The organism is Pigmentiphaga litoralis (assembly GCF_014651835.1).
GTDB lineage: Bacteria > Pseudomonadota > Gammaproteobacteria > Burkholderiales > Burkholderiaceae_B > Pigmentiphaga > Pigmentiphaga litoralis.
Window position 1 is genome coordinate 1,776,553 of record NZ_BMXQ01000001.1, and the last position, 13,351, is coordinate 1,789,903.

Genomic DNA, 13,351 nt, shown 5'->3' on the forward strand with positions numbered 1-13,351 from the left:
CCCTAGCCATTTCTCGCAGCTTTCCGCGTGCGATCGTCGCGCGAAATGGCGCAGTTCTTGCTTTGGCTTGCCATGCAGGATCCCGCCGGATAGGTGGGTCCGCGTTCCCGCGTCAACGCCTGCTGCCGATGGACACCGTATGATTTCCGCCAAGCGCTTCGAACCAATTGCCCTGCGTCAGGCCCGACTGTTCGAGTCCGACGACCTGGATCGGACCCGCGACCAGGTATCGCGCGTCATGCAGCCGCATCGCCTGGTGCCCGGCGCCAGCGGCAGCGTCCGGTCTCACATGGACTTTGTGCGGGTGGGCGGGATCGGCATGGGCGCCCTGGATTTCGGGGCCGCCATGCAGGTGGACACCGGGCATCTCGACGACTACTACCTGCTGATGTTCTGCCTGAGCGGCCATGCCGATGCAAAGGTCGATGGCCAGGCGGTGGCGGTCAATCAGGCCCGCGGCATGATCTGTTCGCCCCGGCGGCCGTTCGCGGCCATGCTGTCGGCCGATTGCGAGCAGTTCATGCTGCGCATCGACCGCGCCACCGTCGCCGCGCACACCGGCGCGTCCCGCCTGGTGTTCGACCGCGAACTGGACCTGGACAGCGCCGCCCTGCAGCCCTGGCTTGCGCAGTTGCGCGCCATGGCGACCTCGCCCGAACTGATTCAGTGCGCCCTGCAGCACCCCAAGATCGCCGTGGAACTGGAACGCCTGTTGATCTGCCTGCTGACGACCGGCCAGCGCTGGTCCGACGAAGCCGACATCGTCACCCCCACCATTGCCCCGCGCTGCGTGCGCAGGGCCGAATCCTTCATTGAAGAACGCGCCGGCGACGCCATCCGCCTGGAAGACATCGCCGCGGCGGCGGACGTGCCGGTGCGCACCCTGCTGGCGGGCTTTCGCCGGTTTCGCGACATCACGCCGATGCAATACCTGCGCGACGTCCGCCTGGGCCAGGCGCGGGACCGCCTGCGCCGCGCCACCCCGGGCAGCAGCGTGTCGGCGGTCGCCCTGGACTGCGGATTTCTGCACCTGGGCCGCTTTGCGCAGGCCTATCAGCAGCGCTTTGGCGAGCCGCCTTCCGAGACGCTGCGCAAGTCCTGTTGACGGCCGGGGGGCGCCGGGGCGTCAATTTGTCCGCGACGGCGTCCTACCTTCTATAATGCCGGGTTGAGCCAGACGCCAGCGATCATCGCCGCGTCGGTCGCCGCTATTTCAGCGCCCCTCTTTTCAGGCCCCCGGACACCATGCAGGAACGCTACGCCCCTACCGAAGTCGAAACCGCCGCTCAACGCCACTGGGAGTCCACCGACGCCTACCTGGCCACCGAACACGCGACGTTGCCCGACGGGACGGAAAAGCCCAAGTTCTACGCCTGCTCGATGCTGCCCTATCCCAGCGGCAAGCTGCACATGGGCCATGTGCGCAACTACACCATCAACGATGCGATGTACCGCCAGCTGCGCATGAAGGGCTACAACGTCCTGATGCCCATGGGCTGGGACGCCTTCGGCATGCCGGCTGAAAACGCCGCCATGAAGTCGCGCGTGCCGCCAGCCAAGTGGACTTACGACAACATTGCCTACATGAAGAAGCAGATGAAGGCGATGGGCCTGGGCATCGACTGGTCGCGCGAACTGGCGGCCTGCGATCCCAAGTACTACAAGTGGAACCAGTGGCTGTTCCTGAAGATGCTGGAAAAGGGCATCGCCTATCGCAAGACGCAAACGGTGAATTGGGACCCGGTCGACCAGACCGTGCTGGCCAACGAACAGGTGATCGACGGCCGCGGCTGGCGGTCGGGCGCGCTGGTCGAAAAGCGCGAGATCCCCGGCTACTACCTGCGCATTACCGACTACGCCGAAGAACTGCTGTCCCAGGTGCGTGACAACCTGACCGGCTGGCCCGAACGTGTCCGCCTGATGCAGGAACACTGGATCGGCAAGAGCGAAGGCACGCGCTTTGCCTTCACCCACGACATCCGCGACGCGTCCGGTCAGCTGATCCAGGACGGGCGCCTGTACGTCTTCACGACACGCGCCGACACGATCATGGGCGTGACCTTCTGCGCCGTCGCGCCCGAGCATCCGCTTGCGACCCACGCCGCGCGCAACAACCCCGAGCTGCAGGCTTTCATCGAAGCCTGCCGCCAGGGCGGCGTGACCGAAGCCGAAATGGCCACGCGCGAAAAGGAAGGCCTGCCCACCGGGCTGACCGTCACGCATCCCCTGACCGGCCAGCCGATCGACGTGTGGGTCGGCAACTACGTGCTCATGAGCTACGGCGACGGCGCCGTGATGGGCGTGCCCGCGCACGACGAACGCGATTTCCTGTTTGCCAAGAAGTACGACCTGCCGATCGCGCAGGTGGTGGCGGCCGAAGGCAAGGACTATTCGACCGACGCCTGGCAGGAATGGTATGGCGACAAGAACGTCATCCGCACCATCAACTCGGGCAAGTACAACGGCCTGGACTACGTGCACGCGGTCGACGCCGTGGCGGCCGACCTGGCGGCCAAGGGCCTGGGCGAAAAGCGCACTACCTTCCGCCTGCGTGACTGGGGCGTGTCGCGGCAGCGTTATTGGGGCACGCCGATCCCGATGATCCACTGCGAGACCTGCGGCACCGTGCCGGTGCCCGAAAAAGACCTGCCGGTCATTTTGCCCGAGCACCTGATCCCCGACGGCAGCGGCAACCCGCTGGCCAAGTGCGAAGAATTCCTGAACGTCGACTGTCCCACCTGCGGCAAGCCGGCGCGCCGCGAGACCGACACGATGGACACCTTCGTGGACTCGTCCTGGTACTTCATGCGCTACACATCGCCGGGCAACGACGACGCGATGGTGGACGCACGCAACGATTACTGGATGCCGATGGACCAGTACATCGGCGGCATCGAACATGCCGTGCTGCACCTGCTGTATGCGCGCTTCTGGACCAAGGTGATGCGCGACCTGGGCCTGGTCAAGTTTGACGAGCCCTTCGTCAAGCTGCTGACGCAAGGCATGGTGCTGAACCATATCTACTCGCGCAAGGGCGCCACGGGCGGCATCGAATACTTCTGGCCCGACGAGGTCGAGAACGTGTACGACGCCAAGGGCGCGATCATTGGCGCGACGCTCAAGAAAGACGGGTCGCCCGTCGACTACGGCGGCGTGGGCACGATGTCCAAATCCAAGAACAATGGCGTCGATCCGCAATCCCTGATCGACACCCAGGGCGCCGACACCGCGCGCCTGTTCGTGATGTTCGCCAGCCCGCCCGAGCAGACCCTGGAATGGTCGGGCGCGGGCGTGGAAGGCTCGCACCGCTTCCTGAAGCGGCTGTGGTCGTTCTGCCATGCCAACGCGGGCCGGGTGGCCGCAGCGCAGGCCGCCGGCGCCATCACCGACTGGACCCCTGCCGACAACGCCGTCAAATCGCTGCGCCGCGACGTGCACGCGCTGCTCAAGCAGGCCGACTACGACTACCAGCGCATCCAGTACAACACCGTGGTGTCGGCCGGCATGAAGCTGCTGAACACCCTGGACGACGCCAAGGTCGACGGCAAGTTCGGCGACGCCGCGCTGGCCGAAGGCCTGCAGATCCTGCTGTCGGTGCTGTATCCCATCGTGCCGCACCTGACCTGGCACGCGTGGCGCGACCTGGGCTTTGCCGACACCCGCGGCGACCTGCTCGACGCGGCCTGGCCCCAGGTGGACGACGCGGCGCTGGTGACCGATGAGGTCGAACTGATGCTGCAGGTCAATGGCAAGCTGCGCGGCGCTTTGAGCGTGCCGAGCGCCGCCGACAAGGCCGCGATCGAAGCGCTGGCCGTGACGCATGACGCCGTGACCCGATTCCTGGAAGGCCGCGCGCCAAAGCGGGTTATCGTCGTGCCGGGCAAACTCGTGAACGTGGTGGGATGATGGACAGTCGCTCGACCTTGCAGGACTCCGGCATTTCGACCGCAGGCATGGCCAACAGCGCCTCGGGCGGCAGGCCCGGCGTGCCTGCGCCCGGCCGCCGGCGTGCGCTGCAGGCCCTGGGCGCCGCCGGCGTCCTGGCCTTTTTGGGCGGCTGTGGCTTTGCCCTGCGTGGCACGGCCGACCTGCCGTTCAAGACGTTGTACGTCAACCTGGAAAACACGTCCGAACTCGGCGCGCAGTTGCGCCGCTACGTGCGCACCACCACCAGCACGGACATCGTCGAAGACCCCAAGGCGGCCGAAGCGCAGTTGCAGGTGCTGTCCGATACCCGCGAGCGCAGCGTGCTGTCGCTCGATGCGTCGGGCCGTGTCCGCGAATTTGAACTGCGCTATCTGTTCACCTTTCGTCTGCACAATGGCAAGGGCTATGAATTCATCCAGCCCACCACCATCATGCTCAAGCGCGACCTGACCTTCAACGATGCGGCCACGCTCGCCAAAGAGTCGGAAGCCAACCTGCTCTACCGCGACATGCAGATGGAAGTCATCCAGCAGCTGCTGCGCCGCATGGCTGCGGCCGAGCCCATTTGAGCGTGCGCGTGCGCCAGGGGCCTGTCGTGCCGATGTCCGTGCCTGCGGAGGCGCTGCGATGGGCATGACCTTGCGTCCGGAGCAGCTGCCGGCGCACCTGGAACGGGCCGGCCAGTCGCTCGAAGCCCTGTACACCGTCACGGGCGATGAACCCCTGCTGGTGATCGAGGCGGGCGACCTGCTGCGCCAGGCGTCCCGCACGGCCGGCTATACCGAGCGCGACACGGTCGTGGCCGACGCCCGCAGCGACTGGAATACCCTGCTCAGCGCCAGCCAGTCGATTTCGCTGTTCGGCGACCGCCGGCTGCTGGAACTGAAGATCCCGACCGGCAAGCCAGGCAAGACAGGTGGCGACGTGATCGCGCGGCTGGCCAAGCAGGCGCCGTCGCAGAAAGGCGACTGCGTCACCGTGGTCATGCTGCCCAAGCTCGATCGCACCACCAAGGCCTCGGCGTGGTTCACAGCGCTGACCACGCACGGCGTGGTGATCGATGTGCCAACCATCGAGCGCCCCGCCCTGCCCGGCTGGATCGGCGAGCGGCTCGGCCGGCAGAAGCAGCGGGCCCGGCCTGACGTGCTGCAGTGGCTGGCCGACCGCGTGGAAGGCAACCTGCTTGCGGCGCACCAGGAAATCCTGAAGCTGGCCCTGCTGTATCCCGAGGGCGACCTGACGCTGGACAACGTGCAGGAAGCGGTGATGAACGTGGCCCGCTACGACGTCTTCAAGCTGCGCGACGCCATGCTGGCTGGCGATGCCCGCCGCGTGGTGCGCATGCTGGAAGGCCTGCGCGCCGAAGGCGAAGCCTTGCCCCTGGTGCTGTGGGCGGTGGGCGAAGAAATCCGCTTGCTGGCGCGCCTTTCCCAGGCCGGCCAGCAAGGCCAGAGCGTTCCGGCACTGATGCGCACGCTGCGCTTCTACGGCAGCCACGAACAGCTGGCCAATCAGGCGCTGCGCCGGGTCCCGGCGCACGCCTGGCCCGCGGCGGTGCGCCATGCGCACGACGTGGACAAGATCATCAAGGGCCTGCGGGTACCCGGACGGCTGTCCGACCCCTGGCACGAAGTCACACGGCTGGCCCTGCGGGTGGCTGCCTCAACCGCGTCACCCGCGTCAACCGTGTAAACCAACACCCGGCGTTTTTCACCATGCAATCGAACGATTTGAACGACACCCTTCAGCGCGTCGGCGAGCAGGCTCGCCGTGCCGCCCGCGCCCTGGCGCGTGCCGACGGCGCCGCCAAGGCCGCTGCGCTGCGCGCCATGGCCCAGGGCCTGCGCACGAACGCTGCCTGGCTGCAGGAAGAAAACCGCAAGGACCTGGACGCCGCGCGCGCCAACCAGCTGGAACCGGCGCTGCTGGACCGGCTGACCTTGTCGGACCGCGCGCTGGACCTGATGGCCACCGGGCTCGAGCAGATCGCCGCCATGCCGGATCCGGTCGGCGAACTGACCGACACCCGCATCCGCCCCAACGGCATGCAAATCGCCCGCATGCGCGTGCCCATCGGCGTGATTGGCATCATCTACGAATCGCGTCCAAACGTGACGATCGACGCCGCGGCCCTGTGCATCAAGTCGGGCAATGCGGCCATTCTGCGGGGCGGCTCGGAAGCCTTCCATTCCAACACTGCCCTGGGCAAGATCGTGCAGGACGGCCTGGCCGCCGCCGGCCTGCCCCTGGACGGCGTGCAGATGGTGCCGACGACCGATCGCGCCGCGGTGGGCATCCTGGTCACCATGACGGAACACGTGGACGTGATCGTTCCGCGCGGTGGCAAAGGCCTGATCCAGCGGCTGTCGCAAGAAGCCCGGGTGCCGATGATCAAGCACCTGGACGGCATCTGCCATGTGTACGTGGACCGGGATGCCGACTTGCGCAAGGCGCACACCATCGCCATCAATGCCAAGACCTACCGCTACGGCATTTGCGGCGCCATGGAAACCCTGCTGGTGCACGAAGCCGTGGCGCCCGCGTTCCTGCCCGAAGTGGCGGCGGCCTTTGCCACCCACGGCGTGCAATTGCGCGGCTGCGAGCGCACCCTTGCGGTCCTGCCCGGCATCGCGGCCGCGACGGCCGAAGATTGGGATACGGAGTACCTGGCGCCGATCCTGGCCGTGCGCGTGGTGGCGTCGCTGGACGATGCCATCGAGCACATTGCCACCCACGGCTCGGGCCACACCGACGCCATCGTCACCGAGCAGATCGGCGCGGCGCGCCGCTTCCAGCGCGAAGTCGATTCCAGTTCGGTCTATGTCAACCTGCCGACCTGCTTTGCCGACGGATTCGAGTATGGTCTGGGCGCGGAAATCGGCATTTCGACCAACAAGCTGCACGCACGGGGACCGGTCGGGCTGGAAGGCCTGACCACGCTCAAGTGGGTGCTGTCCGGCGACGCGCAAACGCGCGGCACGTCGTCTCATTAGTCTCATCAGTCCCATTAGGTCCCATCAGGAAATCGTCATGTTGTGGGTCAAAGCCTTTCACATCCTGTTCGTCGCTTCCTGGTTTGCCGGGCTGTTCTACCTGCCCCGCATCTTTGTGAACCTGGCGCAGGAAACCCAGCCGGCCGTGGTGTCGCGCCTGCTGCTCATGGCGCGCAAGCTGTATCGTTTCACGTCGATCCTGTCGGTGCCTGCCGTGCTGCTTGGGCTGTGGCTCTACCTGGGCTATGGTATCGGGAAGGGTCCCGGCAATGGCTGGATGCACGCCAAGCTGGCGGTGGTCGTGCTCACGATCGGCTATCACCATGCCTGTGGCAGCCTGCTCCGCAAATTCGAAGCCGGCCGCAATGCGCGGTCGCATGTGTTCTACCGCTGGTTCAACGAAGTGCCTGTGCTGTTGCTGCTGGCCGCCGTGATCTTCGTGGTCGTCAAACCTTTCTAATTGGCCTTATTTTGTCCGATACCCCTCCGCGCAAGAAGATTTCCCTGAACCCGGCCGACCGCGCACCGGCCGACGCCTCGCCGCGTCCGGACGACGGCCGCAGCCGCTCCGGTCCCCGCGCGCGGCGCGTGGTCCAGGCGGCGCTGGAAAGCGGCAAGGCCCGCCGACTGGAGCGCGCGGCCGAGCCTGATCGCGGCGAGCGCGGTGAAGGCGCTGCCGGCCGCGATGCTGGCCGCCCTGATCGCTTTCCAGAGCGGTCGTCGGACCGCTCAGATCCCGCAAGTGCCGGCGCAAGATCCCCGTCGGCACGTCCGGCGGCCGCAGGTGGCCGACCCGGCAGCGATCGTCCCTCCGGTGATCGTGGCGACCGTGGCGATCGCGCGTCAGGCGGCCGCCCCGGCGAGGGCCGTTCCGCAGCAGGCCGTTCCGGCTCCGCCAACCCGAACGCGCGCGAGCGCCGTCCGACCTTCCGTTCGACGGAATCCGAGCAGGACCTGAGCGTGGCGGCGCATGAAGGCGACCAGTCGGTCGGCGACACGACCTCGCGCGCGTCCCGTCCCACCATGGACGCCGGCCGGGGCGCGCCCGGCACGCAGCGCGGCGGCTTTCGTCCGCGCAATTCACCGTCGCGCACGCCTGCCGCGCCAGTCACTGCTCAGGCGGAAGCCGTCGCAGCCCGCGCCAAACCCGGTGTCGAGATTTTCCCGGTGTTCGCCCCCTGCCCGCAGGGCCTGGAGGGCGTGCTGGTGGACGAACTGAAAGGCCTCGGCTTTGCCGACGCCTGGGCCGGCCGCGCCGGTGCGCACTTCACGGCCGACTGGACCGAAGTCATGCGGGTCAACCTGCAATCGCGTCTGGCGACCCGCATCCTGGTGCAGGTGAACTACGGCACGGTCCATACCGAAGACGACCTGCTGGAACTGGCGCGCGCCACGCCATGGGAACGCTGGTTCGGCGCCGAGCAGACCTTGCGGGTGGATACGTCGGCCGTCCGCAGCCCCATGAAAAGCCTGCAGTTCTGCAACCTGCGAGCCAAGGACGGCATTTGCGACCGGCTGCGCGATCGCGAGGGCGAGCGCCCCAGCATCGACACGGTGCGCCCCGACGCGCGCGTTCACGTGTTCCTGTCCGAAACCACCGCCACGCTGTACCTCGACACGTCGGGTGAAAGCCTGTTCAAGCGCGGCTGGCGCCTGGACAAGGGCGAAGCGCCGCTGCGTGAAAACCTGGCGGCGGGCCTGCTCGCGCTGTCGGGCTGGCGTATCGACAGCCCTTTGCTCGACCCCTTTTGCGGCAGCGGCACCATCGTGATCGAAGCCGCCCTCAAGGCGCTGAACGTGCCGCCGGGCATCAGCCGCCCCTTCGCGTTCGAACGCCTGCGGGGCCACCAGGAATGGCGGTGGCGCGACCTGAAAGAAGATGCTCGCGCCCACATCCTGCCCAAGCTGCCCATGCAGCTGGCCGGCGCCGACATCGACGAACGCGCCATTGCCGCCGCGCGCGACAACGCTGAACGTGCCGGCCTGACCGAAGACGCCGTCTACTTCGAAGTCGCCGATGCGCGCGACACCTGCCCGCTGGATGAGCAGGTGGGCTGGATCATCACCAATCCGCCCTACGGCGAGCGGCTGGATATCGACACGGACACCCAGCTCTGGACCGAATGGGCGTCGACGCTCAAGCGCGAGTTCGGCGGATGGCAGATGCACATGATCACGAACGACCTGGACCTGCCGAAAAAGCTGCGTCTGAATCCGTCGCGCCGCACGCCGCTGTACAACGGCGCGCTTGAATGCCGCCTGTTCGGCTTCGAGCTGGTCGCGGGCGGCTTTCGCCGCTAGGTTGCCCGACAGTCCATGGACCTGCGTTATCTGTTGAAGATGCTGGCGCTGCCGCCAGGCTGCCTGCTGCTCGTGCTGCTGGTGGCCTGGCTGTTCCGCCGCCGCCTGCCCAGGCTGGCGTCGCTTCTGTTCCTGGGCAGCGTGGCCGCCTTGTGGATGCTGTCGACGCCCTGGTTTGTCGAATGGGGCGGCCGCCGCCTGGAAACCGATGCGCCCCTGCCGGCGGCGGCGTGGCCTGTCCTGGCGGGCCGCGCCGATGCCATCGTCGTGCTGGGCGCCGGCCGGCGCGAGTCCGACCCTGGCTGGGGCAAGGACGTGGCGGGCATCTATAGCACCGAACGCGTGCGTTATGGGGCGCGCATCGCCAAAGCCAGCCAGCTTCCGGTGCTGGTGTCGGGCGGCAAAGTCTGGGAAGACGACAGTCACCCCAGCGAGGCCGACTTGATGGCCGAGGTGTTCGAGCAGGATCATCAGCAGCCGGTGCAATGGCGCGAAGGCGACAGCCGCACGACGCAAGAAAACGCCGAACGCAGCTGGGCCATGCTCGAACCGCAAGGCAAGACCCGCATCGTGCTGGTCACCCAGGCGTGGCACATGCCCCGCGCCCGCAGGCTGTTCCTCCAGCAGGGCTTTACGGTGATCCCGGCGCCCATGGGCTACCTCAGCGCGCCCAACGGCCGGCCATTCCATGGGCTGCTGCCCGACGCCAACTCCTTTTCCAACAGTGTGCTCATCGTTCACGAAGGCCTCGGGGCCTGGCTGTACGCCCACGCACCCGCATTGGCGAGCTCGCGCTAGCCCGCTTCGGCACCGATGTGGCGCAATCGCCGCATGTTTGTGGTGCAAGCGACACAAACCCCCGCATTCTTGACAGGCGCCTGAACCAAGGCTTGCTCTCGTCTAGGGTTTGCCCTAATATAGGGTTATTCCCTAGGTGATTACTCCTAGGCGAAAACCCCAGACGGAGCAATACCATGAACTACGTTCAAGAAAGCAAGTTGACTGACACTCTCGAACGCGAACTGGTCCGCAACGAACTGGCCAACGGATATGCCGCCCCGCAACCTTTCGCATTGGTTAAGAAGGTCGCGATGGCATTCATCTCCACGATGGCTGATTTGAAGTCGATCGCGCGCAAGCAAGACGTGCAGTACGCCAACGGCTAAGCTGTTTCGCTAGCTGTAAAAAAGAGAGGGCGAACCTGTAAAGGTGTCGCCCTTTGTTTTGCCCGCTCGGTTCGTGAGCCCCGGTGCGCTGGCGTCAAGGCGCCTTGCCGGGTGCCCATGCCTGGCGGCTGGCTTTGGCACCCGGCGCCCAGCCAGCGGCCAGTCACCTGACGGCCGCTCAGTTCAGCGTCAGCTCGCCCTTCATGATCGCCCAGTGTCCCGGGAACGAGCAGAAGTAGGCGTATTTTTCGCCCGCCTTGAGCTTGCTGGTGTCGAACGTGACGGAGGTCTTCTCGCCGCCACCGATCACCTTGGTAAAGGCAATCACGCGCGCGTCGCCCGGCTTGACGTAATCCTTGTCCAGCCCGGCCGACATGCCATCGGTCGCAACCTTCTGCATATCTGCCTGGGTGGTCAGCACCCAGTTGTGGCCCATCGACGCCTTGGGCAGCTTGCCCGGGTGCGTCAGGTTGACCGTGAACTGCTTGCAGCTCTTGTCGACTGCAATGGTCTTGGTATTGAACTGCATGGCGTCATTGCCCTGTACCTCGACCGAGCAGGACGCCGCGGCCGAAGCCATACCAGGCGCCGCAAGGGCGCCCATCAATGCGATACCGGCAATAAGGTGTTTCTTCATGGTGATTCACTCTTCCTGGTGTCAAGCAAAGCCCATCATACTTTAGCGGCTTGCGCTACGTAGAACCCCCTTTGGCGCGACCGCGAATTGAGCGCGGCCACCAGGAATTGCATTGTGGCAACCCACCCCGCATGGCTGTTTCGCCATCGGATTGCCATCGTCATTCGTCCAAAGGGAACTCCATGACACCATTGCGCCACGTGGTCATCGCCGCCGCCTTCGCAGGTATTGCCACCAGTGCGTCGGCACAGGACTTCAAGCAGCCCGTCAAGATCGTCGTGCCATTCGCGGCCGGCGGGGCAACCGACCAGCTGGCCCGCCTCCTTGCACCCCGCCTCGCCAAACAGCTGGGCACCCCCATCCAGGTAGAAAACCGGGCAGGCGCAAGCGGCCAGGTCGGCACCGCCGCGGTCAAGTCCGCGGCGGCCGACGGGGCGACCCTGCTGCTGGCACCCGACCACGCCGTGGTCGTGGTCCCGCTCATCTCGCCAACGGCGGGCTACGACGCGATCAAGGACTTCGTCCCGCTCGGCCAGGTGGCCCGCTACCAGTGGGCGCTCAGCGTCCCGGCAAGCAGCCCCGCCCGGAATCTGGCCGGCTATGTCGACTTGCTGCGCGCCAGGCCGCAGGACGCCAATTACGGCATTCCATTGAAAGGCGGCGTGCCCGAAATCATAGGCACGGTCATCGAACGCAAGGCCGGCGTTCCCCTTCAGGCCACGCCCTACAGCGGTTCGTCAGCGGTGTTGCCGCCGCTGGTGGCCGGCGAGATCAGCGCGGGGGTTACCGGCGAGCCGGAAGCGCTGACCCTGTCGCGGGAAGGCAAGGTGCGCATCATCGCCGTGTCAGGCGGCGCCCGGTCGCCTGTCCTTCCCGACGTGCCCACTTTTGAAGAGGCGGGCTTTCCGGGCGTGAATGTCAACAGTTTCCACGCCTTCTACGCGCCCAAGGGGCTGCCGCAGCCGATGGCCCAGGCATTCAATGCAGCCCTGCGCAACGTCCTGAAAGACGACGAGGTCAAGCGCAAGATCAAGGACATGCCCTTGCTGCTGGACCCGACCGATCTGGAAGGCGCCCGGCGTGAACTGGCCGCGTCACAGGCCTTCTGGGAAAAAGCCACCAAAGCAAAAAAATGAGGGCTGGCCGGGTACGTAGTCGCCCCGTTGCGACTTCCGCGCATTGAAGAATCAGAGGGCGAATCGCACTGTTGACGTCCTTTTGCTCACTTCACTGCAAGGAAGACCATGTTTTCGAGACGACACCGGCTGACTACGTTGACGGCAAGCAGCCTGGCCGCCCTGTTCGCCGGCGGGGCGCACGCACAAGAAGGCAAACCCACCCTGAGGATCGTCGTGCCTTATGCCGCAGGCGGCGCCACCGACGCGCTGGCGCGCCTGCTGGCCCCCCGGCTTTCCAGGGAACTGGCGCAGAACGTGGTGGTGGAAAACCGTGCCGGGGCCAGCGGGCAGATCGGCACCGCCGCGGTCAAGGCGGCGGCGCCGGATGGCAACACCTTCTTGCTGTCGATCGACCACGCCGTGGTGGTCGTGCCGCTGATCACGCCCACTGCGGGCTACGACGCCATGAAGGACTTCACCCCGGTCGGCCAGGTTGCCCGCTTCCAGTGGACGTTCGCGGTGCCGGTCACCAGCCCGGCCAAAACGTTGACCGAGTTCGTGGACTACGCGCGCGCGCATCCGCAAGACGCCAATTACGGCGTGCCGCTGCAGGGCGGCGTGCCAGCCATCATCGGTATGGCGATCGACCGCAAGGCGGGCATCCAGCTTCAGCCCGTGCCCTTCAGCGGATCGGCCGCCGTCATGCCGCAACTGATCGGCGGCCAGATCGCGGCGGGGGTGACCGGCGAAGCCGAAGGCGTCGCCATGGCGCGGGGCGGCAAGCTGCGCATCCTGGCCGTCTCGGGCACGTCCCGGTCGGCGCTGTTGCCCGACGTGCCCACCTTCGAAGAACTGGGCTTTTCCGGCGTGAACGTCAACAGCTTCACCGCCTTCTTTGCACCCAAGGGACTGCCTCCGCCCATGGCGGAACGCTTCAACGCGGCCCTGCGCAAGGTGCTGGCCGACGACGCCGTCAAGGCCAGGATCGCCGACATGCCCATGCATCTGGCGCCCACCGACCTGGAAGGCGCCCGGCGCGAACTGACGGCGTCGTATGCGTTCTGGAACGATCCCAGGCGGTCCAGCCCGTAAGCCGCGCGGGCTCGCGCAACACCGCGCACCGCCACGCACGCCGAGCCCTGCCCGCGGCACCGCCCCGCCCCCGGCAGCCACCGACCCGAGGCCACACAGCCAGGGGCCCCAGACGCA

12 protein-coding genes are annotated in these 13,351 nt (G+C 66.5%); 11 read left to right on the forward strand and 1 reads right to left on the reverse strand.

Annotated elements, in window-relative coordinates:
• Positions 1–139 precede the first annotated feature (139 nt).
• The 9 genes from andR (at position 140) to IE116_RS07890 (ending at position 10,387) form a co-directional block, all read left to right on the forward strand.
• Complete coding sequence (andR, locus tag IE116_RS07850; RefSeq protein ID WP_189611304.1) at positions 140–1,105, forward strand: anthranilate 1,2-dioxygenase regulatory protein AndR; 966 nt, start codon at positions 140–142, stop codon at positions 1,103–1,105.
• 140 nt (positions 1,106–1,245) lie between these two features.
• Positions 1,246–3,906 carry a leucine--tRNA ligase gene (gene leuS, locus IE116_RS07855; RefSeq protein ID WP_189611306.1) on the forward strand — a complete coding sequence of 887 codons (2,661 nt, stop codon included), beginning with the start codon at positions 1,246–1,248 and terminating at the stop codon, positions 3,904–3,906.
• Positions 3,903–4,496, forward strand: a complete 594-nt coding sequence (locus tag IE116_RS07860; protein ID WP_229828050.1) for an LPS-assembly lipoprotein LptE — start codon at positions 3,903–3,905, stop codon at positions 4,494–4,496. The genes leuS and IE116_RS07860 overlap by 4 nt, the downstream gene beginning before the upstream one ends.
• Before the next feature lie 58 nt (positions 4,497–4,554).
• Positions 4,555–5,619, forward strand: a complete 1,065-nt coding sequence (gene holA / locus IE116_RS07865) for a DNA polymerase III subunit delta (protein ID WP_373302969.1) — start codon at positions 4,555–4,557, stop codon at positions 5,617–5,619.
• 23 nt (positions 5,620–5,642) lie between these two features.
• Positions 5,643–6,920 (forward strand): glutamate-5-semialdehyde dehydrogenase, encoded by a 1,278-nt coding sequence (locus IE116_RS07870; RefSeq protein WP_189611310.1) that lies wholly within the window; start codon positions 5,643–5,645, stop codon positions 6,918–6,920.
• Between the two features lie 37 nt (positions 6,921–6,957).
• Positions 6,958–7,380, forward strand: a complete 423-nt coding sequence (locus IE116_RS07875; RefSeq protein ID WP_189611312.1) for a CopD family protein — start codon at positions 6,958–6,960, stop codon at positions 7,378–7,380.
• An 11-nt stretch (positions 7,381–7,391) separates the two neighbouring features.
• Positions 7,392–9,221, forward strand: coding sequence for a THUMP domain-containing protein (locus IE116_RS07880; RefSeq protein WP_229828051.1), 1,830 nt, complete (start codon positions 7,392–7,394; stop codon positions 9,219–9,221).
• 15 nt (positions 9,222–9,236) lie between these two features.
• Positions 9,237–10,019, forward strand: a complete 783-nt coding sequence (locus IE116_RS07885; RefSeq protein WP_189611314.1) for a YdcF family protein — start codon at positions 9,237–9,239, stop codon at positions 10,017–10,019.
• A gap of 176 nt (positions 10,020–10,195) precedes the next feature.
• Positions 10,196–10,387: a hypothetical protein gene (locus IE116_RS07890; RefSeq protein ID WP_189611316.1), complete on the forward strand. Its 192-nt coding sequence runs from the start codon at positions 10,196–10,198 to the stop codon at positions 10,385–10,387.
• Positions 10,388–10,565: 178 nt separating this feature from the next.
• On the opposite strand, the gene azu is transcribed toward IE116_RS07890, so the two are convergent.
• Positions 10,566–10,991 carry an azurin gene (gene azu, locus IE116_RS07895; RefSeq protein WP_373303039.1) on the reverse strand — a complete coding sequence of 142 codons (426 nt, stop codon included), beginning with the start codon at positions 10,989–10,991 and terminating at the stop codon, positions 10,566–10,568.
• 215 nt (positions 10,992–11,206) lie between these two features.
• On the opposite strand from azu, the gene IE116_RS07900 reads away from it, so the two are divergent.
• Positions 11,207–12,160 (forward strand): Bug family tripartite tricarboxylate transporter substrate binding protein, encoded by a 954-nt coding sequence (locus IE116_RS07900; protein ID WP_189611320.1) that lies wholly within the window; start codon positions 11,207–11,209, stop codon positions 12,158–12,160.
• A 108-nt stretch (positions 12,161–12,268) separates the two neighbouring features.
• A complete protein-coding gene (locus IE116_RS07905; RefSeq protein ID WP_229828052.1) occupies positions 12,269–13,234 on the forward strand; it encodes a Bug family tripartite tricarboxylate transporter substrate binding protein in 966 nt (321 codons plus the stop codon).
• Positions 13,235–13,351 lie beyond the last annotated feature (117 nt).

Coding starts and splice junctions, on each gene's coding strand:
- IE116_RS07875 (WP_189611312.1), top strand. CDS start 6,958: ATGTTGTGGGTCAAAGCCTTTCACATCCTGTTCGTCGCTTCCTGGTTT.
- holA (WP_373302969.1), top strand. CDS start 4,555: ATGGGCATGACCTTGCGTCCGGAGCAGCTGCCGGCGCACCTGGAACGG.
- IE116_RS07860 (WP_229828050.1), top strand. CDS start 3,903: ATGATGGACAGTCGCTCGACCTTGCAGGACTCCGGCATTTCGACCGCA.
- leuS (WP_189611306.1), top strand. CDS start 1,246: ATGCAGGAACGCTACGCCCCTACCGAAGTCGAAACCGCCGCTCAACGC.
- IE116_RS07885 (WP_189611314.1), top strand. CDS start 9,237: ATGGACCTGCGTTATCTGTTGAAGATGCTGGCGCTGCCGCCAGGCTGC.
- azu (WP_373303039.1), bottom strand. CDS start 10,991: ATGGGCGCCCTTGCGGCGCCTGGTATGGCTTCGGCCGCGGCGTCCTGC.
- IE116_RS07870 (WP_189611310.1), top strand. CDS start 5,643: ATGCAATCGAACGATTTGAACGACACCCTTCAGCGCGTCGGCGAGCAG.
- IE116_RS07890 (WP_189611316.1), top strand. CDS start 10,196: ATGAACTACGTTCAAGAAAGCAAGTTGACTGACACTCTCGAACGCGAA.
- IE116_RS07900 (WP_189611320.1), top strand. CDS start 11,207: ATGACACCATTGCGCCACGTGGTCATCGCCGCCGCCTTCGCAGGTATT.
- andR (WP_189611304.1), top strand. CDS start 140: ATGATTTCCGCCAAGCGCTTCGAACCAATTGCCCTGCGTCAGGCCCGA.
- IE116_RS07905 (WP_229828052.1), top strand. CDS start 12,269: ATGTTTTCGAGACGACACCGGCTGACTACGTTGACGGCAAGCAGCCTG.